Origin of the sequence: Nguyenibacter vanlangensis (assembly GCF_038719015.1) — a bacterium.
Classification (GTDB): domain Bacteria; phylum Pseudomonadota; class Alphaproteobacteria; order Acetobacterales; family Acetobacteraceae; genus Gluconacetobacter; species Gluconacetobacter vanlangensis.
This window is the reverse complement of the sequence record NZ_CP152276.1, coordinates 2,366,282-2,392,235: the sequence shown is the minus strand read 5'-3', so window position 1 is coordinate 2,392,235 and position 25,954 is coordinate 2,366,282. Positions and strand designations below refer to the sequence as shown.

Annotated in this window: 26 protein-coding genes; 22 read left to right on the top strand and 4 right to left on the bottom strand. The window is 69.3% G+C overall.

The features are described 5' to 3' along the window. Positions 1-60: 60 nt before the first annotated feature. The 4 genes from AAC691_RS11115 to AAC691_RS11100 form a co-directional block, all read right to left on the bottom strand. Entirely contained in the window at positions 61-1,869 is a 1,809-nt protein-coding gene (locus tag AAC691_RS11115) for an acyltransferase family protein (protein ID WP_342626928.1), read from the bottom strand. Positions 1,870-2,060: 191 nt separating this feature from the next. Then, entirely contained in the window at positions 2,061-2,483 is a 423-nt protein-coding gene (arfB, locus tag AAC691_RS11110; protein WP_342626927.1) for an alternative ribosome rescue aminoacyl-tRNA hydrolase ArfB, read from the bottom strand. 71 nt (positions 2,484-2,554) lie between these two features. Next, positions 2,555-2,719, bottom strand: a complete 165-nt coding sequence (locus AAC691_RS11105) for a hypothetical protein (protein ID WP_176641574.1) — start codon at positions 2,717-2,719, stop codon at positions 2,555-2,557. Positions 2,720-2,827: 108 nt separating this feature from the next. Then, the gene (locus AAC691_RS11100) at positions 2,828-3,778 is read right to left on the bottom strand and encodes a S24 family peptidase (RefSeq protein WP_342626926.1); all 951 of its coding nucleotides are present in this window, start codon (positions 3,776-3,778) and stop codon (positions 2,828-2,830) included. A gap of 87 nt (positions 3,779-3,865) precedes the next feature. On the opposite strand from AAC691_RS11100, the gene AAC691_RS11095 reads away from it, so the two are divergent. From AAC691_RS11095 to AAC691_RS10990, 22 genes are all read left to right on the top strand, one after another. Beyond that, positions 3,866-4,399: a hypothetical protein gene (locus AAC691_RS11095; protein ID WP_342626925.1), complete on the top strand. Its 534-nt coding sequence runs from the start codon at positions 3,866-3,868 to the stop codon at positions 4,397-4,399. Between the two features lie 175 nt (positions 4,400-4,574). Next, positions 4,575-7,502 carry an EAL domain-containing protein gene (locus tag AAC691_RS11090; RefSeq protein ID WP_342626924.1) on the top strand — a complete coding sequence of 976 codons (2,928 nt, stop codon included), beginning with the start codon at positions 4,575-4,577 and terminating at the stop codon, positions 7,500-7,502. Positions 7,503-7,568: 66 nt separating this feature from the next. Then, entirely contained in the window at positions 7,569-8,081 is a 513-nt protein-coding gene (locus tag AAC691_RS11085; protein ID WP_342626923.1) for a terminase small subunit, read from the top strand. Between the two features lie 88 nt (positions 8,082-8,169). Then, positions 8,170-8,457, top strand: a complete 288-nt coding sequence (locus tag AAC691_RS11080) for a hypothetical protein (protein WP_342626922.1) — start codon at positions 8,170-8,172, stop codon at positions 8,455-8,457. A 2-nt stretch (positions 8,458-8,459) separates the two neighbouring features. Further along, a complete protein-coding gene (locus tag AAC691_RS11075) occupies positions 8,460-9,959 on the top strand; it encodes a hypothetical protein (RefSeq protein ID WP_342626921.1) in 1,500 nt (499 codons plus the stop codon). Position 9,960: 1 nt separating this feature from the next. Then, positions 9,961-10,206, top strand: coding sequence for a hypothetical protein (locus AAC691_RS11070; RefSeq protein WP_342626920.1), 246 nt, complete (start codon positions 9,961-9,963; stop codon positions 10,204-10,206). Next, positions 10,203-12,362: a co-chaperone GroES gene (locus AAC691_RS11065; RefSeq protein WP_342626919.1), complete on the top strand. Its 2,160-nt coding sequence runs from the start codon at positions 10,203-10,205 to the stop codon at positions 12,360-12,362. The genes AAC691_RS11070 and AAC691_RS11065 overlap by 4 nt, the downstream gene beginning before the upstream one ends. Further along, a complete protein-coding gene (locus tag AAC691_RS11060) occupies positions 12,301-12,519 on the top strand; it encodes a hypothetical protein (protein WP_342626918.1) in 219 nt (72 codons plus the stop codon). Before AAC691_RS11065 ends, AAC691_RS11060 begins: the two co-directional genes overlap by 62 nt. Then, a complete protein-coding gene (locus tag AAC691_RS11055) occupies positions 12,512-12,970 on the top strand; it encodes a co-chaperone GroES (RefSeq protein WP_342626917.1) in 459 nt (152 codons plus the stop codon). Before AAC691_RS11060 ends, AAC691_RS11055 begins: the two co-directional genes overlap by 8 nt. Then, the gene (locus AAC691_RS11050; RefSeq protein ID WP_342626916.1) at positions 12,957-13,913 is read left to right on the top strand and encodes a hypothetical protein; all 957 of its coding nucleotides are present in this window, start codon (positions 12,957-12,959) and stop codon (positions 13,911-13,913) included. Before AAC691_RS11055 ends, AAC691_RS11050 begins: the two co-directional genes overlap by 14 nt. Beyond that, positions 13,910-14,371, top strand: a complete 462-nt coding sequence (locus AAC691_RS11045) for a hypothetical protein (RefSeq protein ID WP_342626915.1) — start codon at positions 13,910-13,912, stop codon at positions 14,369-14,371. The genes AAC691_RS11050 and AAC691_RS11045 overlap by 4 nt, the downstream gene beginning before the upstream one ends. A gap of 148 nt (positions 14,372-14,519) precedes the next feature. Continuing rightward, positions 14,520-15,116, top strand: a complete 597-nt coding sequence (locus AAC691_RS11040; RefSeq protein ID WP_342626914.1) for a hypothetical protein — start codon at positions 14,520-14,522, stop codon at positions 15,114-15,116. A gap of 12 nt (positions 15,117-15,128) precedes the next feature. Further along, a complete protein-coding gene (locus AAC691_RS11035; RefSeq protein ID WP_176641390.1) occupies positions 15,129-16,037 on the top strand; it encodes a hypothetical protein in 909 nt (302 codons plus the stop codon). 53 nt (positions 16,038-16,090) lie between these two features. Beyond that, entirely contained in the window at positions 16,091-16,273 is a 183-nt protein-coding gene (locus tag AAC691_RS11030; protein ID WP_342626913.1) for a hypothetical protein, read from the top strand. Positions 16,274-16,340: 67 nt separating this feature from the next. Next, the gene (locus AAC691_RS11025) at positions 16,341-16,697 is read left to right on the top strand and encodes a hypothetical protein (RefSeq protein ID WP_342630095.1); all 357 of its coding nucleotides are present in this window, start codon (positions 16,341-16,343) and stop codon (positions 16,695-16,697) included. Between the two features lie 24 nt (positions 16,698-16,721). Next, complete coding sequence (locus AAC691_RS11020; RefSeq protein WP_342630094.1) at positions 16,722-17,129, top strand: hypothetical protein; 408 nt, start codon at positions 16,722-16,724, stop codon at positions 17,127-17,129. A 12-nt stretch (positions 17,130-17,141) separates the two neighbouring features. After that, positions 17,142-17,642, top strand: a complete 501-nt coding sequence (locus AAC691_RS11015) for a hypothetical protein (protein WP_342630093.1) — start codon at positions 17,142-17,144, stop codon at positions 17,640-17,642. Further along, a complete protein-coding gene (locus tag AAC691_RS11010) occupies positions 17,639-20,182 on the top strand; it encodes a hypothetical protein (protein ID WP_342630092.1) in 2,544 nt (847 codons plus the stop codon). The genes AAC691_RS11015 and AAC691_RS11010 overlap by 4 nt, the downstream gene beginning before the upstream one ends. Positions 20,183-20,188: 6 nt before the next feature. Continuing rightward, positions 20,189-23,794, top strand: coding sequence for a hypothetical protein (locus AAC691_RS11005; protein ID WP_342630091.1), 3,606 nt, complete (start codon positions 20,189-20,191; stop codon positions 23,792-23,794). After that, on the top strand, positions 23,794-24,459 hold the full coding sequence (locus AAC691_RS11000) for a hypothetical protein (RefSeq protein WP_342630090.1): 666 nt from the start codon (positions 23,794-23,796) through the stop codon (positions 24,457-24,459). The genes AAC691_RS11005 and AAC691_RS11000 overlap by 1 nt, the downstream gene beginning before the upstream one ends. Beyond that, positions 24,459-24,917, top strand: a complete 459-nt coding sequence (locus tag AAC691_RS10995; RefSeq protein WP_342630089.1) for a hypothetical protein — start codon at positions 24,459-24,461, stop codon at positions 24,915-24,917. Before AAC691_RS11000 ends, AAC691_RS10995 begins: the two co-directional genes overlap by 1 nt. Next, a complete protein-coding gene (locus AAC691_RS10990; RefSeq protein ID WP_342630088.1) occupies positions 24,914-25,951 on the top strand; it encodes a hypothetical protein in 1,038 nt (345 codons plus the stop codon). The genes AAC691_RS10995 and AAC691_RS10990 overlap by 4 nt, the downstream gene beginning before the upstream one ends. The last annotated feature ends 3 nt before the right edge of the window (positions 25,952-25,954 follow it).

Here is a 25,954-nt window from a genome sequence, read left to right as displayed (position 1 = left end):
GAGTGCGTGTGGCCAGCGCGGCGTTGCGCCCGTATTTCGGCGAGGTGGAGGATCGGGGGACTATCGCGTTGCCGGATGGGGCCGGATAGAGGCGGGGTCGAAGGGGAAGCGGCTGCGCAGCCGGCGTTCGGCCGGGCTGGTGACGAGGCGTTCGGTGGCGTGGCCGAGCAGCCAGGCGAGGGGCACGACCGGCAGAAACCAGAGCCAGCCGTACCGGATCGGGGCGCCCAGGCCGTGGAACAGGGCGATGGCGGGAAAGACCAGGAACATGTGCGTCAGGTAGATTTCGTAGCTGAGGCGGCCATAGGCGCGCAGCCATAAAAGGGCGCGGATACGCGGCAGGGTGGCGCGGCCCCAGCCCCGGTCGAAGGCGATCAGCAGCATCGCGCTGCCGAGCGTGAGCAGCAGCATGGTGGCGTGACCGAGCGCCTGGCGGATCGCCGGTTGCCAGAGCAGGATTGCGCCGAGCATGGATGCCCCGAGGATGCCGAGTGCCGGGACGTGGCGCAAGGGCGCGCGGGGGGCGATCAGGGCGGCGCAGATGCCGGTGGCGATTGCGGCCATGCCGGGAAGATAGGCCTTTTCCCGCCAGATTTCGGGAGCATGCGACAGCAGCGCATAGTCGGCGGGCAGCGAGAGCGCCAGGGCGGCGAAGAGGATCGCGCGCAGGACGGCGTGCCGGGCGGTGGCGCGGCAGAACAGGGGAAAGGCGAGATAGAAGGCTTCCTCGATCGACAGGGACCAGAGGACGTCCCAGCCGCCGGGGAGATAGGCGGTGTGGCCCTCGTACCAGTTCAGGTGCATGCCGAAGACGGCGAGGATGGCGCGCGGCAGCGATTGGTCGGGATGGGTGATCGTGTAGTACGGCACGTGGGCCAGATCGAGCAGCGACAGGATCGCGACCAGGACGATGAGGCAGGGCAGGATGCGCATGGCGCGGCGGCGATAGAAGGCGGGCGCGTCGACGGCCGAGAGCGTGCCCCAGCGCCGGATGCTGTGGCTGGTGATCAGAAAGCCCGAGATCACGAAGAAGAGGAAGACGGCGGAATAGCCGTTCCAGTTCAGCGCGTGCAGCAGGGTGGCCGGCAGGATGGCGGCGAGAGCCGTGCGGGCCAGCGGAATGCGCAGCGCCAGGTGGTGGATCACCACGAGCAGGATCGACAGGCCGCGCAGCAGGTCGATACCGGCATTGCGGTCCGCGCCGTCGCCCGGGATGCGCCCAATCATCTGCATCCCGGAATGACGTCGGTCGAATTTGGACTGGACCATGCCGAGCGTGGGCCGGTCGTTCAACCAGTCGTCGGCCTGCATCATGTGCAGCCGCATTTCGTCGAGCAGTGCTGCGGCATAGAGCAAGTGTCCGCGCCGGATGCGGCGATAGGCTTCGTGGGCGGCCGCCAGGGCCTTGCTGATCGAGAAGTCGACATCGTCTTCGGTGATCGTGAAGCGCAGGTCGCGCGAGGCGGCGAGCAGGGCGGCGATCCGGCCGGCCGGATCGTGCAGCACGATGGTGGGCAGGGCGTACCAGGGCGAGGGCCGGAGGTCGTCGGCGTTCAGATAGAAGATGTCGATCTTGGTGAAGGGGCGGAAATGCGAGACGCAGTGCTGCGCGCCGGGCAGCCATTCGTTGAACAGGAACCCGTCCCACAGCCGGGGAAAATCGCGGCGGCGGGCCACGAAGCCGGCATGGGCGGCGGGTTCGGTGACGACGCGCAGGTCGATGTCGGAATGCGGCTCGGCGTCGCCGGAGGCGAGCGTGCCGCTGAGATAGAGGCCGACGACACCCGGTTCGGCGATGAAATGGGTCCGTGCTGTGTCCAGGAGGGTCGAACGTGCATGCGTCAGCATCGTTGCGTCCATGTCCGGCATGGGGATGGTCCCGTGGTCTTGGCGCGCGGGGGCGCGCCGGGATGGTGGAATCGCGACGGCCGGCCTGATTTATCAGGCCGGGCGGGTAATTCGCGCGTCCGGCCGGCGGGGCGCGGCGATGCATCCGGTGCGGGACATGGATGAAACGATAGAGCGCGGCTGGGGCGGGATGCAATTGCGATTGCGCAAGCCTACTCGTCGTAGTGGGTGGTGCGGGTGCGCTTGATGCCGGCGCGGTGGGCCTTGCCTTGCAGCCTGCGTTCGCGCGCGGCGCGGCCGGGGCGGGTGGCGACGCGGAAAGCGGGGCGGTGGGCGGCCTGGCGGATCAGTTCGGCCAGGCGCTCGATCGCGTCCTGCCGGTTGCGCAACTGGGTACGGAAGCGCCGGGCGGTGATGACGATGACGCCGTCCTGGGTCGCGCGGCTGCCGGCGAGTTCGAGCAGGCGGGTGCGGACGCGTTCGGGCAGCGCCGCCGAGCGGGCGGCGTCGAACCGGAGCTGGGCGGCGGTGGCGACCTTGTTCACGTTCTGCCCGCCCGGTCCCGAGGCGAGGATATAGCTGACCGTGACCTCGGAATCGGGCAGCGTGAGGCCGGGCAGGATCGCAATGGGCATGAAGGAGCAACCGGGTGGAGAATCCCGGCGGCTGGCCTGGGCCGGGATTCTCGGTTCAAGGGATGGATGGGTCAGCGATAACGATAATCGCCGCGCCAGCCGCCGCGTTCGTCGTACCAGCCATAATGGCCGTTATAATAGCCGTGATGCCAGCCGCGATAGGGCGGGCGTTCATAGACGCAGCCGGCGAGCGTGGCCAGCGCCAGCAGCAGGCAGGCGGGTCGGAGCAGGGTCATCGGGTTCCTCCTGATGGGATCGGGGCTTCCTGGATCTCCGGTTTCCGGGCCCCGCCTGTTCAGTCTGGCGACAGGATCGTGGCAAGAGTTGGGGCAAGAGCAGGGGGGTCATTTCCAGACCCATTTCCCGACCACGCGGCCGTTGATATGGACCTCGTCCAGCGAGCGGGTATAGGTCGGATAGGCGGGATTGATGCTCATGATCCGCACGGTGACGGGATCGTCCGAGCCATATTCGATTTCCAGCCGCTTCAGCACCAGCCCGAACCCGTCCCACAGCACGTAGACCCCGGGCGGCGAGGGCGTGCGGTGCGCGGTATCGACCAGCACGCGTTCGCCGGCCTGGTAGTCGGGCTCCATGCTGTCGCCGGCGACCCGCAGCACCACCAGCGCCTCGGGATTGTCGGTGTGGGCGCTGAGGAAGCGGCGCGGCAGCGACCAATGGTCGGTGGGCTGGGGGCCGTCCTCGGTCGCGATATGGGCGGGCATGGCGCCGGGACCCGCCTGTGGCGCCACATTGTATTCGGGAATGCGGAACTGGCCGTCGCGGGACGGCGCGTCCTGATCCCGATCCCGGTCCTGATCCCGATCCCGGTCCTGATCCCGATCCCGGTCCTGATTCCGATCGGGGGCCGATGCCCGTTTGGGGGACATGTCTGCGGCGGAGATGTCGACCGGCGCGAAGGGGCGCGTCGCCGGATGGAACGGCGCATAACCGAGCGGCGGCGCCAGCGGGGTGTGCGGGGTGGCGAAGCGGGGGCGGCCGGCGGACGCGGCCGCGCCGGCGTCGTGCGCATGGCCTGTGCCCGGCAGGAGCGCGGGATCGGGTGGTTCCCAGTTCGGGTCGGTGTCCTCGCGGAAGATGTTGGGGCTGACCCCGAAGCGGCGGCCCAGCGCGTCGCGCACGTCCTCGGGCAGCTTCTGGGGCGTGCCCTTGTGGATATATTGCTGCAGATAGGCGTGGTTGCGGCCCAGCGCGAGGGATTCCGCCTTCAGATTGCTGCCCGCCTTGGCGATCAGCCGGAGCAGGGCATAACGGGAGGGGGTGAGGATCGGCATGTGCCTATTATGGCGCTGCAAATAGGGAATTCCCAATAGGAAATTGCCGCTTGATCGGCAGGAAATATCCTATTAATTTGCCTATCCATGAGGGATGATCCTGTTTCCGATCCTCTTGATCCCCTATTGGGGGTGATCGAGGCGTTTCTGGGCGAAAGCGGCCTGTCGGCCAGCGCCTTCGGGCTGCGGGCGGTGAATGATCCGCGTTTCGTCCATGAAGTGCGGGCCGGGCGCGAGGTGCGCCGGGCGACCCGCGCGCGCGTCGCGGCCTATCTGGAGGCCGCGCGGGCCATGGCGGCGGCGGAGCGGCGGCAGGACGGTCCCATCACGCCGGGAGGGGGCATGAGACCGTCGAAATATGATTGGCAGCGGATCGATCCGCAGGTGGATGCGATGCTGGCCGAGGGCATGCGCATCGTGCAGGTGGCCAGGGTGCTGGAGATGCAGGCGCAGACCCTGCGCGACCGGCTGAGCTATCGCAGGCGGGCGCCGCAGCGGGCGCGGGAGCGCAAGCCCCCGCCGCCGGCCCTGATCGACCGGTCCTGCCTGAATTGCCGGGTGGGGTTCCAGGCGCCGTCGCCGTTTCTGCGGCTGTGTCCGGTCTGCCGGGCCGAGTGCTGATCCGGAGCGGCGCCCGCACTGGCGCAAGCGGGGCGGACGCGATATTGCGAGGTACGATACGAGACTGTTTCGTATCCTGAAGCCTGGGCGTGCCCCGATCTTCCCGCGCGGTGCCGGTCCGTTTCGCGCCGGCGGGGGATGGCGGGCATGGCGGTGCCTTGACTTGGGGCGTTCGATGTCGCGGATCCTGACTTGTGTCGTTCTGAAACATGAAGTGTTCGGGACGGGCCTGGCGGTGCTGCTGTGCCTGGCGAGCTGCTATGCCGCCATGATGCTGCTGCATCGGGCGCGGCGGGGCGCCGGCCTGGGGCGGACGATCTGGATCGGGGCGGCGGGGATTGCCGGCGGGTTCGGGATCTGGGCCACGCATTTCATCGCGATGCTGGCCTATCGTCCGGGCATGGCGCTGTCCTTCATGCTGGGGCCGACCCTGGCGTCGCTGCTGATTGCCGTGCTGGCGACCGGTATCGCGGTCAGCATCTCGGCGCGGACGATGGCGCGGGGTGCGGCAGGGACCACGGCAGGGACCACGGCGGGGACCATGGCGGGGACTGCGGAGACGCGGGGCGGCCATCTGGCGGGCGGCGTCGCGGCGGGGACGATGTTCGCCCTGGGCGTCGCGGCGATGCATTTCCTGGGCATGTCCGCCGTGCGCGTTCCCGGAATGATGTGCTGGAACCCCCGGCTGGTGGTGGCGTCGCTGCTGGTCGGGGGGGTGTTGTCGGTCGCGGCGTTCGTGTCCCAGCGGCGCGCGGGCGATACGCCGCTGGGACGGGTGATGCCGGCCGCGCTGCTGGCCCTGTCGATCGCGGGGCTGCATTTCACCGCCATGGGCGCCGTCACGATGCGGGCCATGCCGGGCATGGACATGGCGATGGACATGGCGATGGCGGCGCACAGGCCGGCGGCATCGCCGACGGTCATGATCCTGGTGATCGGGGCGGCGGCGCTGGCGCTGCTGTCGGTCGGGGCGGCGGCGGCGTTCTTCGCCCTGCGGGCCGAGCGCGCGGTCTGGCGGAGCGACCTGGGGTTCCGGCTGCTGGTCGAAGGGGTGCGGGACCACGCGATCTTCATGCTGGATCCGCTGGGGCGGGTCAGCACGTGGAATGTCGGGGCGCAGCGGCTGAAAGGCTATGCGGCCGCGGAGATCCTGGGACGGGATTTCGCGCAGTTCCATTCGGACGCGGAGCGGGCGGAAGGCGTGCCGCGGCGCATGCTGGCCGAGGCCCGTGCCGGAGCGGTGGCGCGGGAGGGATGGCGCTATCGCAAGGATGGGACGGCGTTCTGGGCGTCGGTGACGCTGGACCCGGTGCGGGACGAGGAGGGCGGGCTGATCGGTTTTGCGACGATCACCCGCGACCAGACCAGGGGGAAGGAGGATGCCGACCGGATCGCGCGGGTGACGCGCAATCTGGACATCGCGCTGGAGAACATGTCGCAGGGCCTGTGCCTGTTCGGGGCGGACGGGCGGCTGGTGCTGGCCAACGGACGCTGTGCCGCGCTGTTCGGCCTGGCGGAGCGGGACATGCGGCCGGGCATGGACCATGGCGCGCTGCTGGAGGCGATCCATGCACGGTTGGGCCTGCCCGAGGCGGAGCGGCGGCGGCGGGTGGAGGACGCCCATGCGCGGCATATGGCGCTGCTGCAGCAGGGCCAGGAACAGGGGCAGGAACAGAGGCAGGGCGGGCAGTTGCAACTGCGCCTGGGGGAGGAGATGGCGGTCCAGGTGACCGTGCGGCGGATGGAGGATGGCGGTTGGGTCGCGACCTATGAGGACGTGACCGAGCGCCTGCGGGCCGAAGCGCGCATCGCCTATCTGGCGCATCATGACGGGTTGACCGGGCTGGCGAACCGGGCGCGGTTCAACGAGGCGCTGCGGCGCGAACTGGCGCTGGCCGAGCGCGACGGGGCGCGGCTGGCGGTGATCGGCATCGACCTGGACAAGTTCAAGGAGATCAACGACCAGCGCGGCCATGCGGTGGGCGACCGGGTGCTGGTGATCCTGGCCGAGCGGATCCGCGGCGTGCGGGCGGTTGACGAACTGGTGGCGCGGCTGGGCGGCGACGAGTTCGCGGCGGCCAAGCGGTTCGACGACATTGCCGAACTGCACGGCTTTATCGGCCGGCTGGAGGATTGCCTGTCGCGGCCGATCGCGCTGGACGGCTTCGAACTGCGGCCGGATGCCAGCATCGGCGTGTCGCTGTTTCCGCAGGATGCCCGGACGGCCGAGGCGCTGATGGGCAATGCCGACCTGGCGATGTATCGGGCCAAGGCGGCGTTGCGCGAGCGGATCTGCTTCTACGAGGCCGAGATGGACGAGGCCGCGCGCAGCCGGCGCGCGCTGGCCGCCGCGTTGTGGGAAGCGGTGGAGCGCGAGCAGTTCCATCTGGATTTCCAGGTGCAGCGGAACGTATCGAGCGGCGAAGTGACGGGATTCGAGGTGCTGCTGCGCTGGCGGCATCCGGACTGGGGCCTGGTGCCGCCGATGCGGTTCATCCCGCTGGCCGAGGAATGCGGGGCGATCGTGCCGATCGGGGAATGGGTGCTGCGCGCGGCGTGCCGCGAGGCCGCGAGCTGGACCCGGCCCTACAAGATCGCGGTCAATCTCTCGGCCGTGCAACTGGGGGACGAGCATCTGGCGGCGCATGTCGGCGCCATCCTGGCGGAGACCGGGCTGGACCCGCGCCGGCTGGAGCTGGAGATGACCGAGACCGCCATCGTGACGGACAAGGTTCGGTCGTTGCGCACCCTGCGGCAGATCAAGGCGCTGGGCGTGTCGATCGCGATCGACGATTTCGGGGTGGGGTATTCGTCGCTGGATACGTTGCGGACCTTTCCGTTCGACAAGATCAAGCTGGACCGCAGCTTCATGACCGAGGTGGAGCACACGCCGGAATCCAAGGCGATCCTGCGCGCCATCCTGGCGCTGGGGCGCAGCCTGAACATTCCGGTGCTGGCGGAAGGGGTGGAGACGCGTGTGCAGCTCGACATCCTGGATGTCGAGGGATGCACCGAGGCGCAGGGCTATTTCCTGGGCCGTCCTGGCCCGATCACGGCGGACGGGGCCGTCCGGCCCGCCGTGCCCTCCGCGGTTCGAGAATAAGGATATCCGGCATCCCGTTTTGAACTCTATAGTGTCGATAACGGGAATTTTCGCAGGGGGTGCGGGATGCCGAAGGCGGGCGACACGCGTGGGCTGACGCCGCGGCAGGAGCGGTTCGTCGCGGAATATCTGATCGACCTGAATGCGACCCGGGCGGCGATCCGGGCGGGCTACGACCCGAAGGCGGCGGACCGGTACGGGTCGCGGCTGCTGGGCGAAGCGCGGGTGAAGGCGGCGATCGCGCAAGGCAAGGCGGCGCGGCTGGATCGGGTACAGGTCCGGCAGGATCGGGTGATTACCGAACTGATGCGCCTGGCCTTCTATGACGTGGGGGTGATCGCGGCGCACAGGCTGGACGGGCCGGAGGACGTGGCGCGCCTGCCGGAGGACGTGCGCTGCGCGGTGCTGGGCTGGTCGTGGGACAAGGCGGGGCATTTTACCGTGCGCCTGGCGCCGCGGACGCCGAGCCTGGATCTTCTGGCGCGGCATCTGGGGATGTTGAAGGACGTGCGGCAGCATCTGGGCCGGGACGGCAGGCCGGCCGATCCGCCGGCATTGTTTACGGTGGTGGTGCGCTGAAGCGCGACCTTTCACCATTGGTGATAAAATAATCGGTTTTCTTGGCATGGGTCGCGCAATGCGCGGCCGTGAAGGGGGAGTTGCGCGTATGCGACAGCACAAGCAGATGGCGGAAACCGGGCGCGTGCCGGGCGAGGACGGGGCGTTCGGCGTGGTTCCCCTGGCGCGGGTGAGCGGCAGGCGTGGCGCGCCGGGTGCGCGGGGGGACGCAGCGGCGGACGCAGGGGCGGATGTGGGGGCGGATGCGGGGGCGAAGATGCTGGAGGATACGGCGCGGGCGGTGCCGTGCCACGGCGCGCCGCGCGGCGGGCGGATGGCATCGACGCCGGCGGCCGATCACGGGCCGCATGGCGGGAGCCCGGGGCCGCGGCGATAGGGGTGGCGCGGGCGGCCGGCATGGCGGCGCTGACCTATAACCGGGAATCGGTGCCGACGATCCGGCGCTTCATGGAATCGGATGCGTTCATCCGGGGGCTGATGGGGCCGTTCGGGTCGGGGAAAAGTTCGGGCTGCGTCTGGGATATCGTGGTGCGGGGGCTGCGGCAGGCGCCCGGGCCGGACGGGGTGCGGCGCACGCGCTGGGCGGTGATCCGCAATTCGTACCGCCAATTGGAGGATACGACCATCCGCACGGTGCACCAATGGTTTCCGCCCGCGCGGTTCGGGCGGTGGAAGCCGACCGAGCATTCCTATGTCATCGACCGGATGGTGGCGGAGGGGGACGAGGCGCCGGCGGAGATCGAATTGCTGTTCCGGGCGCTGGACCGGCCGGACCAGGTCGGCAACCTGCTGTCGCTGGAGCTGACGGGCGCGTGGGTGAACGAGGCGCGCGAGGTGCCGTGGGCGATCATCGAGGCGGTGCAGGGGCGTGTCGGGCGCTATCCGGCGCGGCGCGACGGCGGGGCGAGCTGGTCGGGCGTGCTGATGGACACGAACCCGCCCGACGCGGAATCGGACTGGTACCGGTTCTTCGAGGAAAAGGATCATGGGCCGGCGGTGGCGGCGATGGCCGGGATCGTGCCGGACATGACGGTCGCGCGGTTCGCGCGGATCTTCAAGCAGCCGGGGGGACGCTCGGCGCAGGCGGAGAACCTGGAGAATTTGCCGCCGGCCTATTACCAGCGGCTGGCGGTAGGGAAAAGCGACGAATGGATCAAGGTCTATATCGACGGGGATTATGGCTTCGTCATGGAGGGGCGGCCGGTTTTCGGCGAATACAGCGATAGTTTCCATTGCCGGGCATGCCGCACGGTGCCGGGCCTGCCGGTCTATCGCGGCTGGGATTTCGGGCTGACGCCGGCCTGCGTGTTCAGCCAGTTGCTGCCGTCGGGGCAGTGGATCGTGGTGGACGAGCTGGTGGCGACGGCGATGGGGGTCGCGCGGTTCGCCGAACGGGTGGCGCGGCATTCGGCGCAGCATTTTCCGCATACGCGCTTTGTCGACGTCGGCGATCCGGCGGGCATGCAGCGGGCGCAGACCGACGAGCGGACCTGTTTCGAGATCCTGCATGCGCAGGGGATCGCGATCGAGGCGGGAATGCAGGGCCTGGCGATCCGCCTGGAGAGCGTGCGGCGGCCGCTGCGGACCCTGCTGGACGGGGCGGAGCCCGGATTCGTGCTGCATCCGCGCTGCGCAGTCCTGCGCCGGGCGCTGATGGGGGGATACCAGTATCGGCGCATGCGGGTCGGCGGCGAGCGCTATGCCGACCGGCCGGAGAAGAACCGCTGGTCGCATGTGACGGACGCGCTGCAATACGCCGCGACGCGGCTGTTCGGCCCCGGCCTGCGCGGGGCGGACGGGGCGGGTGGGGACGGCGCGGGGGGAGACGGCCCGCCGGCGCCGGATGACCGGACACGGTCGGACATTACGGGATATTGACATGGCAGGATTGGTGATTCCGGCCCATCTGGGCCCGGCGCGGCGGACGTGCCGCCAGTGCCGCCATCATGGCGTCGAGGGAATGGATATCGTCTGCCGGCGTTTTCCGCCGCAGGTGACCGTGGTGCTGGTGCCGCGGGGCGCGCCGCGCGCGGGGCAACTGGCGCCGCAGCCATTCGCCACCTTTCCGCCGGTGGTGCCCGAGCATGTATGCGGCGAATTCTCGGCCGGAGCGGCGGGGCGATGAGCGGGACGATAGATGAGGACGGACATGAGGACGGGCCCTGGGACGGGCCGGGGGGCCTGTCCGACATGCCGGACATGGCGCTGGCACATCGTCTGGCGCGGTGGATCGACAGCCCGAACATCGCCGTGGAACTGGACGAGGCGACGTGCGGGCAGGTGGCGGACCGGGTGGCGCGGGATTATCGCGCCGACGAGGAGAGCCGCGCGGCGTGGAAGGAGAGCTGCCATCGCTGGCTGGACCTGGCGCGGCAGGTGAGCGAGCCCAAGACCTATCCCTGGCCGGGGGCATCGAACGTGATCTATCCGCTGCTGGCCAATGCGGCGGTGCAGTTCGCGGCCCGGGCCTATCCGGGGATCGTGCGCGACCGGGACGTGGTGCGGGGCACGGTGCTGGGCGACGATTCCGGCGTGCCCCTGCGCGATCCGTCGCGGCCGGGGCAGGTGCTGCGCGGCCCGGACGGCGCGCCGCTGTGGCTGGTGCCGCCGGGCGCGAAGCGGACGCGGGCGGATGCGATCGGCCGGCACATGAGCTGGCAATTGCTGGACGAGATGCCGGACTGGGAGGAGCAGACCGACACGCTGCTGCTGCAACTGTCCATCGTCGGCACGATGTTCCGCAAGACCTACTTCGACCCGGCGCTGCAGCGCAATGTCAGCGAGACCGTGGACCCGCTGCGCCTATGCATCGACTACCGGGCGAAATCCTTCGCCACGGCGCCGCGCATCACCGAGGAGATCGACCTGTATCCGTGGGAGGTCGAGGAGCGGATCCGCGCGGGACTGTTCCTGGATGCGAAGTATGGCGCCAACCATGATGCGGGCGAGGACGGGGACGCGCCGGTGACGTTCCTGGAACAGCACCGGCGGCTGGACCTGGACGGGGACGGGTATGCCGAACCCTATATCGTGACGATCGCGCGGGATTCCGGCCGGCTGGCGCGGATCGTCGCGGGGTTCGACCGCGAGGGGGTGATGTTCGGCCGCGACGACCACCGGGTACGCCGGATCGACGCGATCGGGTATTACACGAAATATTCGTTTATCCCGTCGCCGGATTCCGTGATCTACGACATCGGATTCGGCGCGCTGCTGCATCCGCTGAACGCGGCGGTGAATACCAGCCTGAACCAGATGTTCGACGCCGCGCACCTGGCCAATGCCGGGGGCGGGTTCGTGGGATCGGGGATGTCGCTGAATGGCGGGGCGGTGCGCTTTCAGGTCGGGGAATACAAGGTCGTGAACGCGCCGGGCGCGGCCTTGCGGGAAAACCTGGTGCCGCTGCAATTTCCCGGCCCGAATCCGGTCCTGTTTCAGTTGCTGGGGTTTCTGGTCGATGCCGGACGGGAGATCGCGTCGGTCAAGGACGTGCTGTCGGGCGCGATGCCGGGCAGCAACGTGCCGGGGATTCTGGGCCTGGCGGTGATCCAGCAGGGACTGAAAGTGTTCAGCGCCATCTTCAAGCGGATTCATCGCGCGCTGGGACAGGAATTTCGCAAGCTGCACCGGCTGAACCGGATCTATCTGCCCGACGAGGTGGGGTTTCGGATCGGCGCGTCCTATTTCCGGGTCGGGCGGGCGGATTACGCGCAGGGCGGCGGGGTGGAACCGGTCTCGGACCCCGAGATCGTGACCGACATGCAGCAGATGGCGCGGGCGAATTTCCTGCTGGGATTCAAGGACGATCCCTGGTGCGACGGGCGCGAGATCCGCAGGCGGGCCTTTGCCGCCGCCGCGATCGGCGAGGTGGAGCACGTGCTGCGCGACGCGCCGGCGCCGGACGCCGAGGCGATGGCGCGGCTGGCGGAGCTGCAATTGCGGGCGCGGCGCGAGGCCGGGGACATGGAGATCCGCGCGGGGCAGCAGCAGGCGCAGCGGGTCGCGGCCCTGGCGGATGCCGTGCTGCACCTGGCGCAGGCGCGGCGGGCCGACGGGCAGGCGCTGCGCGACGTGCAGGAGATCGCGCGGATGGCGCGGGAGATTTCGGAGGAGGAGGGAGGTGATGACCGAGCGGGCGGACCAGATGCCGGAAGCGGCGCGGGATTTGCGGGCGCGGCGGCTGGAGATGCTGGGCGACCTGACGGAGGACGCGTTCCGGATGTGGCGCCACCATCCGGTGACGCGGGCGGTGCTGCTGTTCCTGATGGATTACCGCGATAGCGTCGCGCAGCGGATGCTGGAGCAGTGGCGGGCCGGGACGATCGTGCTGGCGGAGGAGCACGAGGCACGGGGGCGGGCCGCGGTGGCGGAGGAGATCGCGGAACTGCGCTGGGAGGCGATGATGGCGTTCTATGGACGGGAGGCAGGCGATGCGTGAGGGGCGGATTTTGAAATTCGACCAGCAGGAATATGTGATGTCGGATTGGGATGGGGTGAACCGGGCGGGCTATGTGCCGCTGGACGACAAGATATTGGTGCTGGCCGACGTGCATGCCGAGATGACCAGCGGCGCGGTGCAACTGCCCGCCGGCTATGTCGAGCGCCAGACCCTGGCCGCCGAGCATGGCACGGTGATCGCGGTGGGGCCGGCGGCCTTTCGCTGGAACGACGACGGCACGCGGCAATGGGTGGGGCGCATCCCCGCGCCGGGGGACCGGGTCTATTTCGAACGTTATGCCGGGCAGTTGCTGCGCGGCGAGGATGGGCGGCTGTACCGGCTGATGTCGCAGCGCTGCATCGCCGCGATCGGCGTGGCCGCCGAAGCGGGGAATGCCGAAGCGGGAAATACGGAACAGGACGGAAAGGAGATGGCGCATGCTGGAGCGTGACGCGATGCGGGATGCGGACAGGGCGGACGAGACCCCGTCGGTTCGGGATATGCCGGGTGACGGCATGCCGGCGGGCGACGGGCCGGCTGGGGATATCCCGGAAGGCGGCGCGGGCGAGGATGGCGGGCTGGCGGCATCCGCGACGGATGAAATCGAGGCCCAGGCGCGGCGCATGGGCTGGCTGCCGCGTGGGGAATTTCGCGGCGATGTGGAAAAATGGCGTCCGGCACGGGATTTCCTGGATCGGGGGATGAATCTGCTGCCGGTCCTGCAGCAGCAATATCGCGCGCTGGACGGGCGCTATGCCAGCATGCAGGCGCAGTTGCGCGACAGTCAGAAGGCGCTGGCGGACCTGACGGAACGGACGCGGCGGGCGGACGAGCGCGCCTATCAGCGTGCGGTGCGCGATATCGAGGCGCGGCGGCAGGCGGCGGTGGCCAGCGGGGATACCGGGGCGTTCGCCGCCGCCGACCGGGAATTGCAGGATCTGCGCGAGAGCGCGCCGCCGCGCGCGGCGCCCGTGCCGGCGGAGGGAGGGGCGGCCCCGCAGGCACAGGCTGCGCCGGCCCCCGAAATCCTGGCCTTCCTTCAGGCGAATCCCTGGTTTGGCACGCATGACGAGGCGCGGCAGGATGCGATTGCGATCCAGTCGGCGGTGGACCGGCAGCATGCGGGGCTGAGCCTGGCGGAGCGGCTGGAGATCACGCGGCGCAAGATACGGCAATTGCATCCCGCGCTGTTCGAGAACCGGCGGCGCGAGACGCCGGCAGCGGTCAGCCCGTCGCGCGGCGAGGCGGGGCGGGGCGCGAACCCGCGCGGGTTCGAGGCGCTGCCGCCCGAGGTCAAGCGGGAATATGACCGCTATGCCCGTGCCCTGTCGGGCAAGGGCAAGCCGCTGACCAAGGAGGAATGGGCCGGATATTACTGGGAGAACGAAGCATGAGCGACGAGAAGGGCGGAAAGATGCCGCAGCAGGAGACGGCGCGCGCGGCCGCCGTGGCCCGGGGGCGCCGCGCGCCGTCGCGCCGGCCGTTCGGCCTGCGCGAGCAGAAACTGGCCTACCCCGACCGGGAGGGATATCACCGGCACTGGTTCAACGACGAGCCGGGGCGCATCGCGCGCGCCCAGGACGCGGGCTATGCCCAGGTGATGGACGATTCGGGAAAACCCGTGTGCATGACGGTGGGTGTCGCACGCGGGGGCGGTCCGCTGATTGCGTACTTGATGGAGGTCCCGGTCGAATGGTATCGGGAGGACATGGCGGCGCAGGAAGCGGGCCACCAGGACCTGATGGCCCAGATTCGCGAGGGACGCGTGCCCGGCGGGCCGACCGGCGCGGACCGCAACGCGCAATATGTGCCGCGTGACATGGGCATTTCCATTCGCGAGGAACGGCGCTGAGGCGGGCGTGAGGCAAGGCGGGGAGCGCCCCGCATCATATCCGGTTCGGCGCGCCAGGACGGCGCCGGGCCGGTTCAGGCAGACCAGGCAATGACGACCGGCCCCTGTACAGCGGGCCGTCCTTTCAATCCTGCAGAGGTTCTGCCAGATGAATGCCAATTCTCCATTCGGCCTGCGGCCGATGGCCTATGCGTCCGGCGCGCCCTATGGCGGCGGGGTGCAGGTCTATTACGTGCCCGCGTCCAACGCGACGCCCCTGTTCCTGGGCGATCCGGTGCTGGCGCTGGGCGGCGCCGCCGATGCCAGCGGCGTGCCGGCGGTGGGGATCGCCGCCGCCGGGGCGTCGGGCCCGATCACCGGGGTGATGCAGGGCATCGCCAATAATGCCGGCGAGACGGTGCTGCCCGTGTTGCAGAACCAGACGCCGTACCTGCCGGCGGGGCAGGCGGCCTATATCTACGTCGCGGACGATCCGAACCTGGTCTTTGCCGTGCAGGAGGATTCGATCGGCGGGGCGCTGCCGGCCGGGGCGGCGTCGAGCAACGCCAGCCTGGTGGCCGGGGCCGGGTCGACCGTGTCCAGCCTGTCGGGCTGGCAACTGCAATCGAGCAGTCTGGGCACGGCGGCCGGCGGGCAGATGCGGATCCTGCGGGCCTATCAGTCGATCGACAATGCGATCGGTGCGAACGCCAGGTGGCTGTGCCGCATCAATCTGCATGCGATCACCAGCACCACCGGTATCTGAGGAGGCTGTATCATGGCCGTCATTACGACAGGCGCGCATCCGAAGGCGCTGTGGCCGGGCATCAAGGCCTGGTGGGGGCGCAGCTATGACGAACATCGCGTGGAATATCTGGATCTGTTCGACAGGCAGACCTCGGACAAGGCGTATGAGGAAGAGGTCGAGATCACCGGATTCGGCCTGGCGCCGGTGAAGCCGCAGGGGCAGCAGATCTATTACGACGTGGAATCGCAGGGATCGGTCAGCCGGTTCACACATGTGGCTTATGCGCTGGGCTATATCGTAACCTATGAAGAGCTGCGCGACAATCTGTACGAGACCGTGTCCAAGCGGCGGGCGGCGCAACTGGCGTTCTCGATGCGCCAGACGAAGGAGAACGTGCTGGCCGGGATCTATAACATGGCCTTCTCGGCCTCGGCCCCCGGCGGGGACGGGGCGTCGCTGATTTCGAACCTGCACCCGACCTTGTCGGGCATGCAGTCCAACCTGCTGGCGACGGCGGCGGACCTGTCGGAAGCGGCGATCGAGGACCTGACCATCCAGATCATGCAGTGCCAGAATAATCGCGGCATGCGGATCTCGGCCCTGCCGCGCACGCTGAATGTACCGTCGGCGCTGTGGTTCGAGGCGAACCGGGTGTGCAATTCGGTGCTGCAGAACGATACGGCGAACAATGCGATCAACGTGCTGCGCGCGACCAACGCGTTCCCCGAAGGGATCAAGCTGAACCATTACTTCACCAGCCAGACGGCGTGGTTCATCCGCACCAACGTGCCGAATTCGCTGACCTATTTCGAGCGCGACCCGATTTCCTTCGATCAGGACAACGATTTCGACACCAAGAACGCCAAGGCGGCCTGTTACGAGCGCTATTCCGGCTATTGGGCGGATTGGCGCGGCCTGTACGGAACGCCCGGCGTCTGAACGAATCGCGGTCCGGGGCAAAGCCCCGGATCTGAAAAACGAAAGGCCGTATCATGTCCGAACGAAAAAATTCCGTCGCCCGCATGAAAACCGTGCCGCGCGTGGGCGAGGTGCATGTGCACCATCATTATCATGGCGTGGCCCCGTCGCCTGAAAAATCGCCCGCAAAGCCGCCCGCGAAGGTGGCGCCGGGGCGGCGGACGCCGCGCGTGCGCAAGGAGACGCGGGGCGGCTGAACGGGTTGGGCGGCGGCCGGCAGGGCCCGGCCGCCGCGCTCCGGCGGGATGAAGGGGAAGATGTGACATGTCCGAGTGGAATCCGACGAATTTTCCCGAAGGGATCGCGGCGGCGGCCGGGATCCAGATCGGGGCGGTGTCGCGGGTCGCGGCGCTGACGCTCTATGCGGTCGTGCCGGTGCTGGGCGCCGTGGCGGCGAACAGCACGGCCGAGCAGATGCTGCCGGTGCCGGGCGTCGCGGCCGGGGACGTCGTGCTGGCGGTCAACAAGCCCGGCGCCCAGGCGGGGCTGGGGATCGTCGGCATGCGGGTGGCGGGCGCGGGCAGCGTGGGGGTGACGTTCGCCAACGTGACGGCGGCGCCGGTCACGCCGGCATCGGGCGAAACCTATGCCATCGTCTGCATTACGCCCGGCGCGGCGTAGGCGCGGGCTGCGGGGGGACGGACGATGGCCGACGTAACGACCACGCAGGTAATCGCGAATGGTCCGCGCAACCTGATCGTGCGGATGACGGATGTCAGCGACGGGACGGGGCTGAGCGCGGTGAAGATCGTCGACGCGCAGAGCCCGGCCTTTGCCGTGCGGGGGCAGGTGCCGGGCGTGCATCTGAAACTGGTCCGTATCGTCTATGACGTTCATGACATGGCGGTGCGGCTGCAATGGGACGGGACCGAGCCGGTGGACCTGGTGACGCTGTCGGGGTTCGGGCATCTCGATTTCCGGCGTTTCCAGGGCATTCCCAATCCGCGGGCGGCGGGGGCGACGGGGTCGATCCTGTTGAGCACGATCGGGGCGGCGGCGAATGCCACGTTCACGCTCGATCTCGAGATGATCAAGGGTGTTCCACAATTCTGATGGGAGGATGGGGTGAGCGAGCCCTGGTATTACAATCCCGGCGATCATTACGTGCTGGACGACCTGTCGGGCTTCAAGGTGCGGCGGTCGAAGACGCGGACCATTCCGGGCGGGCAGACCGGCCAGGCGGTGGTGGACCGCGCAAGGTGGGAGCCGCAGCAGCCGCAGGATTTCGCGGTGGGGATCGCCGACGACCAGACGGTGGATCTGGCGCGGCCGCGGCAGGAGAACCGCTTCATGATGGTGGGCACCACCATCGCGGCGCCGGCGCAGGCCGGGGCGCGCGTGATCGTGGTGCAGTCGGCGGCGGGGATCGGCCCGGGGGACTGGCTGCAGATCATGCTGGATAGCGGGGTGAACGTGACGGCGCAGGTGGCCTCGGTGGCCGGGGCTTCGGTCACGCTGACCGCGCCGCTGCCGGGCGCTGTCGGGATGCTGGGCGACCCGCCGCAGAACCAGGTGCTGGATCTGAGCGCGCCCGGGGCGGCGCTGAACTGGCCGGGGGCGGCATGACGACGAGCGGCACGGCAGGCTGGAACCCCGGCACGGTTTCGATCGTCAACGGCGCGCTGCGGCTGATCGGGGCGATCGCCAGCGGAGAGACGCCGCCGGACAATGAATTCCAGGACGCGCTGGATGCGCTGAACGGGCTGATCAAGGCGTGGCAGGTTTCGGGCGTGCATGTCTGGACCCAGACCGAGGCGACCGTGTTCCTGCAGCCGGGGCAGGCACGCTATGTGATCGGCGTGGCCGGCACGGACCATGCATCCGAGACCTATGCCGCGACCCGGAGCAGCGCCAGTGCGGCGGCGGGTGCGGCCGTTCTGTCGGTGGTGTCGGCGGCCGGCCTGTCGGTGGGCGATACGATCGGGGTGGCGCTGGATAGCGGGGCGGTGTTCTGGTCCGCCATCGCGTCGGTGGCCGGATCGTCGGTCACGCTGACCGGCGCGCTGCCGTCGCAGGCCAGCGCCGGGGCGCAGGTCGTGGCCTATGCGGCTCCGTTCGCGCGGCCGCTGCGCGTGATCGGCGCGCGGGCGGTGACGCTGGCGACCGGGGTGGAGACGCCGCTGATCCCGATGTCGCGGCTGGATTACGCCAACCTGTCGGGAAAGACCGTGCCGAACGGGCCGCCCGCCCAGTATTTCTACGATCCGCAACTGGGATCGGGGGTGCTGAGCCTGTTCCCGGCGCCGTCGAACGGCCTGACGGCGGTGACCTTCACCTGCCAGCGGCCGCTGCAGGATGTCGCCAATGCCGCGAACACCGCGGACGTGCCGCAGGAATGGGTCTCGGCGCTGCGCTTCGCGCTCGCCGTCGAACTGGCGCCGGAATATGACTGCCCGGCCCCGCGCTTCGAGATGCTGAAGGCGATGGCGGCGGAGAAATTCGCCGGGGTCCAGAAATGGGACGTCGAGGGAGAGGGCACCACATCTTCGGCATTCGCTCAGCCGGTCTACCAGATCATCGCGGGCGCGCTGCGGTTGTGCGGCGGGTGCGCGCCTCAGAATCTGCCGACATGGGGGCAGGTGGAGAATGCGCGCTATTCTCTGAATGCCGTGATCCAGGGATGGCAGGCCAACGGCATCCATGTCTGGACGCAGACCGAGATGACGCAGGCGCTGACGGTTGGGCAGGCGCAATACACCGTCGCGTCGCCGCGTCCTCTCCGCGTGGTGGGGATGCGGCTGGTGTCGGCCTCCGGCACCGAGACGCCGCTGATCCCGATGTCGCGGCTGGATTACGCCAATCTGTCGGGAAAGACCGTGCAGGGGGTGCCGGTCCAGTTCTTCTATGACCCGCAGGTCGATAGCGGGATCATATCCCTCTATCCGGCGCCGGCCGACGCGACCGCGACCGTGCATTTCACGGCCCAGCGGCAGCTTCTGGGCGTCCAGACGCTGAATGATGATCTGGACTTCCCGCCCGAATGGCTGGACGCGCTGCGCCTGACACTGGCATGGCGGCTGTCGGCCGAATACGGCACGCCGCCCGAGATCGCGCAGGCGCTGAAGGTGCAGGCCGACGAGGCGCTGGCCGTGGTTCAGAGATGGGACGTGGAAGCGCAGGGCACCACGACCTATCCGTTCGGCCAGCCGCTGTACCAGATGATCGCGGGCGCGCTGCGCCTTTGCGGGGCGGTGGGGCCGCAGGATGTACCGCGGCTGGGGCTGGTGGAGAATGCGTTCACGGCGCTGAACGCGATGGTGCAGGCCTGGCAGGCCTCGGGCATTCATGTCTGGGCCGAGGAGGACGTGACCGTGTTCCTGCAGCCCGGGCAGATCCGCTATCTGCTCGGCGGGGCGACGGCGGACAATGCGGCGGCCACGGCGGGGACCGGCCTGACCTGGCTGGCCGCGACGGCGGTGGCCGGGGCGTCCGGCGTGACGCTGGCCGATGCCGCCGGGATCGCGGCGGGGAGCATGCTGGGCGTGTGGCTGGATGCCGGGACGGTGTTCTGGACCAGCGTGACGGCGGTGGCGGGCGCGGTGCTGAGCCTGGCGGCGCCGTTGCCGTCGCAGGCTTCGGGGGGTGCCATGGCGGCGTCCTATGCCGCGGCGCTGGTCCGGCCGCTGCGCATGCCGGCCGGGCGCCGGCTGGTGCTGGCCGCGCAGGGGGCGCAGCCGATCGAGGTGCCGCTGGTGCCGATGTCGCGCATCGATTACGCCAACCTGCCGAACAAGGCGACGCCGGGCACGGTGACGCAGTTCTTCTATGACCCGCAACTGGGCTCGGGGGTGCTGAATGTCTGGCCGGCGCCGTCGGATGCGCGCTGCGCGCTGCGCTTTACCGCGCAGCGGCCGCTGACGACGTTTGCCGGCCTGGAATCGGCGCCGGATTTCCCCGACGAATGGCTGGCGGCGCTGCGCTGGAACCTCGCGGCCGAGCTGTGGCCGGAATATAACGGGTCGGCCAGGCCGGGCGGCAATCCGGGGCAATATGCGCTGCTGAAGCAGGAAGCCGCCGCCAAGCTGCTGATGGCGCAGGGCTGGGACCGGGAGCCGCAATCGGTGCTGTTCGGCGCGGGCATGGGCCCGGCCGGGCGGTCGGGGTAGCGCGCGATGGTGGTGCAGCAGGTGCCCTTCGCGGCGCAATCCTATCAGGCGCGGTCGGTGGCGCTGGATGCGCAGCGCTGCGTCAATTTCTATGCCGAGTTCGCGCCCAAGGGGGCCAAGACGCCGGTGCCGGTGTGGGGCTGCCCGGGGATGGTGGCCTTCGCGCAGTGCGGCGCGGGCCCGGTGCAGGGCATGTGCCTGATGGGCGGCGTGCTGTATGTCGTGTCGGGGCAGGCGCTGTATCGGGTCGATCCGGACGGGTCGTCGGCCGAGTTGGGCGCGACCTGGGTGACGGGGCCGGTGTCGATGGACACCAACGGCACGGACCTGGTCTGGGTGGATGGGGAATCCGGCTGGTCGTACTCGGTCGCCGGCGGGGTGCAGCAGATCACCGACCCGAATTTCCATCCGGCGGACAGCGTCGTCTATTTCGACACCTATTTCGTGTTCAACCGGTCGGGGACGCAGGAATTCTTCCTCTCGCCGCAGGGGGCGGTGGTGCCGTTCGACGGCACGATGTTCGCGTCGAAGGAAGCGACGGCGGACCCGCTGCTGGCGATCGTGAACACCCACGAGCAATTGCTGCTGTTCGGCGCGGCGCGGACCGAGGTGTGGTACGACGCGGGCAATGCGCCGCCGACCTTCCCGTTCCAGCGCTTCGACGGGGCGTTCATCCAGCGCGGCATCGCCGGGCCGCATGCGCAGTGCCTGGAGGACAATACGGTCTTCTTCCTGGGCGATGACGGGATGTTCTACCGGCTGAACGGATTCCAGCCCGAGCGGATCTCGACCCATGCGACCGAGGGGGCGTGGCAGTCCTATGCCACGCGGGCCGATGCGCGCTGCTTCAGCTATACGCTCGAGGGGCATAAATTCGTCAACCTGCTGTTCCCCTCGGCGCCGGCGAGCTGGGTCTATGACGTGGCGACCGGGCTGTGGCACGAGCGGGAATCCTGGACCGGGGCCGGCGCCGACAGTTCGATCGGGCGGTGGCGCGGCAATGGCGCGATCATGGCCTATGACCGCATCCTGATCGGCGACTGGCTGAGCGGCACGGTCGGGCAACTGAATTTCGCGGTCTATACCGAGCTGGGAGCGACGATGCGCGGGCTGCTGGCCGCGCCGCCGGTCCATGACGCGCGGCGGCGGGTGTTCATGCGGCGCTTCGAGCTGGATGTGGAAACCGGGGTGGGGCTGCCGGCGGCTTCGTCCACCGTCATGGTGCCGTACCAGCCCACCGGGGTGATGCTGGCGGCGCCGTCGGCGCTGGCGCGGGTCGTGGCGCCGGGCGGCATGGCGGTGGCGCTGACCAACCTGCTGGCCAGCCTGTGGGTGCTGCTGCCCGATGACGGGACGCCGCGCGGGGTGGTGCTGGGCAATGCGCCGGGCGGAAGCGGGCCGGGATTCTCGCTGACGCTGGTCAATGACCGGACGGCGCCGGCGGCGCAGATCCTGGTGCGGGCGGCGGACGTGCTGGGCGATCCGGTGGTGACGGCGTCCTATGACTATGCCGGGTGGGGCGGCTGGGTGAATGTCCTGCTGTCGGTGTCGCCGGCCGGCCGGACGATCCAGCTTTATGCCAATGGCGCGGCGCTGGCGCCGGCCGCGCTGGACTGGGCGTCGCAGGCGCCGATCGGCAATCCGTCCGGCCAGGGCTGGAGCGTCGCGCCGTCGAACGGCACGGCCGATCCGGTGGGGGTGCTGGCCGCGCCGCAATTCGGCGGCCACACCGCGGGCACCGGCACCGGATATGACAATGCGTCGGTGCAGATCGACCAGTTCGGCAACATGCTGTCGATCGGCGGGGGCACGGTCAATGCGGTGTCGCAGGCGGGCGCGGTGGCGTGGAGCCTGGCGTCCGGCACCGTGCAGTCCGACATCCTGTCGGTGGCGCCGGGGCTGACCATGTCGAGTTATGTCCTGAATGCCGCTTCGGTGCTGATGCAGGGCCAGTATCTGGCCGCCGGCGTGGGGTCCGGCGCCCAATGGCAGGGGATCGCGCTGTATCAGGTCAATAGCGGCGCGGCGCCGCGCTTTCGCGGGTTCGTCTATTATTACGTCAACGGTCCGGGGCCGATCTATGGCGCCAACCAGTGCTTCCTGGCCGGCGACCAGACGATCGACGATCCGATCCTGTGCTACCAGATCGAATATCCCAACGTGCCGCGCGTGGTGATGGTCTATCCGAGCATCGCGCAGATCGTCGGCGGCGCGGCGGTCTCCGGCGGCCTTAACGGGCTGTATCCGGAACTGGGCAATACGGCCGGCTGGGGGCCGTGCCAGGTGCCGGTCATCGAATATCGCTATCCGGCGCAACTGGGCAGCAACCTGCTGCGCCAGGCGGGCTATAACGGCAATGTCGGGTTCTTCCTGCCGGACGGGCAGGGCGGCACGAACCATTATTTGTATTTCAGCCGCGGCGACATGGCGGCGAACGCGGCGGCCGGCACCAACGCCAATCCGGAGCTGCAGGCGGTGATCGGGCCGGCTTATCCAAACGGCGCGATGGTGAAGATCGCGATGGGGGCGGTCAGCTATGACGCGCTGGTCGGCGCGCATTTCGCGGGGAACGGCGCCACGCAGTTCACCGGCACGATGCCGATGTACAGCATCGACAATGCGAACTGGGTGGACCAGGCGGGGGCGGCGCAGATCCCGTTCGCGGACGAATATCATTACATCGCCACCGGGCAGCCGGGCGGCACCGACGTCTATGCCGGCCAGCCGTCCCTGACGCCGATCCCCGGCTCCTCGGACTGGCTGGTGACCTTCCTGCTGGTCGGGCTGTCGGACGCTGCCGCCAATCGGGGCAATGCCAGCGTGTGGGACACGGTGCGGGTGTTTCACTATTCCGGCGGCACGGCGACGCAGCTTGGCCCCGCGGTTTCGGGCGAGGCCTATGCGGCGGCCGACTGGTCGGGCTTCACCCTGGGGGCCTGGGCCGACACGAATGCCGTCGCCTATCTGGACGGCACGTCGGTGGTGATTTTCGGAAACATGGCATCGTATGCCGACGCCTATCCGAATCCGCAGGGCGCGCAATATTGCACGCGCTTCGGGTCGCTGAGCTTTGCCGTGGCGCAACTGGCCGATCTGTTCCTGGCCGCGCCGAGCGGGTTCTTCGACCTGTCGCAGCCGGCTAATCGGGCGCTGTTCCTGAACGGCGCGGGCGGCGCGCAATATCTGGGGTCGGACGGATCGCGGGTGCTGGGGGTGGCGCCGCCGGTCTTCCTGACCGTGGCGCCGGGGGCGGCGGTGGCGGCCTTCGCCGGGAATGGCGGGACCGGCGGGGCGTTCGACGTGACGGGGACGATCCTGCCGGCGCAGTCGAACCCGGCGGGCGGGACCTATCCGCAGCCGGTCAGCGGGTCGGCCGACACGCCGCCGGGGGCCGATCCGCAGATCATGCTGGACTGGTCGGATGACGGGGCTCGGACCTGGAGCGCGTTGCGGCTGTGCCGGTCCATGGGGGCGCAGGGAGCGTATCTGACGCGGCTGCGCTGGCTGAAGCTGGGCCAGGCGCGGCAGCGGGTGCTGCGGCTGCAGGTGACGGACCCGGTGCGGCGCAACCTGATCGGGTTCTACCTGGATACCGAATCGGGGATGGAGTGATGCCGTCCGCGCCGCGCCAGACCCTGCCGACCGGGGACCGCCCGTTCGTCACCGCCGGCACGCTGGGGCTGACCCTGGCGGCCTATCAGTTCCTGTCGCGGCTGGGCGATGCCGGGCAGGCGACCGCGCGCAATGTCGAGGTGATCGCCGAGGCGCTGGGCGTGCCGGTGGCCAGCATTCCGGCCGAGGGGCCGGTTGCCGTCACACTGCCGGCGTCGTTTCCGCCTGCCGGGCCCAGCGGGGCGGCGGCCGGCCCGGTGAATGCGGCGCGGCTGCTGGCGATGCTGGCGGCGGTGCCGCGGCCGGCCCGGGGGGCGCCCGGGATGCCGCCGCCACCCAGGCCGCCCTGGCCGCCGCGCGCGGCGTTGCCGGCACCGGGGCCGCGGGTGGCCGATATCGTGGTGCTGCATCATGGCGCGCGGGTGATCGACGGGTTCGGCGCGCCGGCCGGGCTGGTGGTGGGGTGGATCGGCGATCTGTACCTGCAGCGCGATGGCGGCCCGGCCGGGGCGCTGTGGTCGAAGCAGTCCGGCGCCGGCACCGCCCAGGGCTGGGTGTCGGGCGGCGGGGGGACGGGCGGCGTGCTGCCGCTGGTCAATGGCGATATCGCCCCGATCGGGATTCTGTCCGATCCGACGGGGCAGGCAATCGGGGTGCCGATCTGATGGGACATAGCACGCTGATCACCGATTATTTCGGATACGGCACGGCGGCGGATCGTCCGGCGTCGCTGAATATTCCAAGCGGGTGCCTGGGGTTTTATTACGCCACCGATGTCGGGCAGGTCTATGCCTGGGACGGGGCGTGGCAGGCCTGGGCGCCGCCGCCGCAGAGCTTCGCCGGGTCGCTGACCGGTGCCGGCACCACGCAGGGCTCGGCCGCCGTGCTGGCGGCGGACGTCAACCTGTTCACCACCGTGGCGGCCGGGACGGGGGCGGTGCTGACGGCCGGTCCGGCCGGCACCTGGCAGAAGGTGCTGAACCGGGGGGCGGCGGCGCTGCTGGTCTATCCGCCGTCGGGCGGGGCGATCGACGCGGAGGTGGCGAACGTGCCCGTCACGATCCTGGCCGGCGGGGGCGCGACCTTCTGGCAGAACACGACAACGCAATGGTATTCGGAATGAAAACGATCCTGTCGATCCTGCTGATCCTGGCCGGCCTGGTGCCGGCCGTTCCCGCCCGCGCGCAGATCGTGGGGCCGGTCGGGCATGGGGAATTGCCGGCCTGCCCCGACAGCGGGGGCAACCATCTGAACTATGTGCCGGCGACGGGGATGTTTTCCTGCGGGACCAGCGACGGCAATCCCGCGACCCTGACGGGCGTGACGGCCGGCACGGGCCTGGCGGGGGGCGGTACGTCCGGCACGGTGACGCTGTCGCTGGGGGCGATCGCCAATGACAGCGTGCTGGGCAATGTCGGCGGCGGCAGCGCCGTGCCCGGTGCGCTGAGCGCCGCGCAACTGACCGCGCTGATGCAGCCTTTTACCGCCGGCCTGTCGGGCGCGGTGCCGGCCAGCGGCGGCGGCACGGCGAATTACCTGCGCGCCGACGGGAGCTGGGCCGCGCCGCCGGGCGGGGGAAGCGTCGCGCCGACGGAGGTGCAGCGGGCCTATGGCCGGTCGTCGTCCGGCAGCATAACGGTTACGATGCCGCAAGCCACGACCGTGGGCAATACCGTCGTGGCGATCGGATATGGGGGCAGCGCCGCGCCGAACTTCAATGGAAGCCAGACGGTGTTCCTGGACAGGAGCAGCCTGCCGGCGGTGTCGTTCGTCGTCATGGCCGCGCCGGTGACGAGTGCGCAGACATCCATCACGGTCAACGGAACATCGGGAAACTATAACATCGAGCTTGTGGAGGTTTCCGGTCTTCGAAACATATATGTCACGGAGGGGACGAATTATTCCGGGAACCCGGAAACCGCCCCGACATTCGCGCCCGCCGGATGCGCCTATTACGGCATGTATGGATCGGGAAATGCGATTGCCTACCAGAGCGCGACGCCGGGCTTGTCCAATGTCGTGCAGCAGGGCGGGAATGCCTCCAATAACGCGACCTTCTATAATTTCAGCGCGGCCTCCCGGGGGACCATGCAGACGCTGACGTTCAACGGGTCGAACGGAAATGTTCTGTCCGCGTCGATCGCTTTTTGCGGGTAAGCG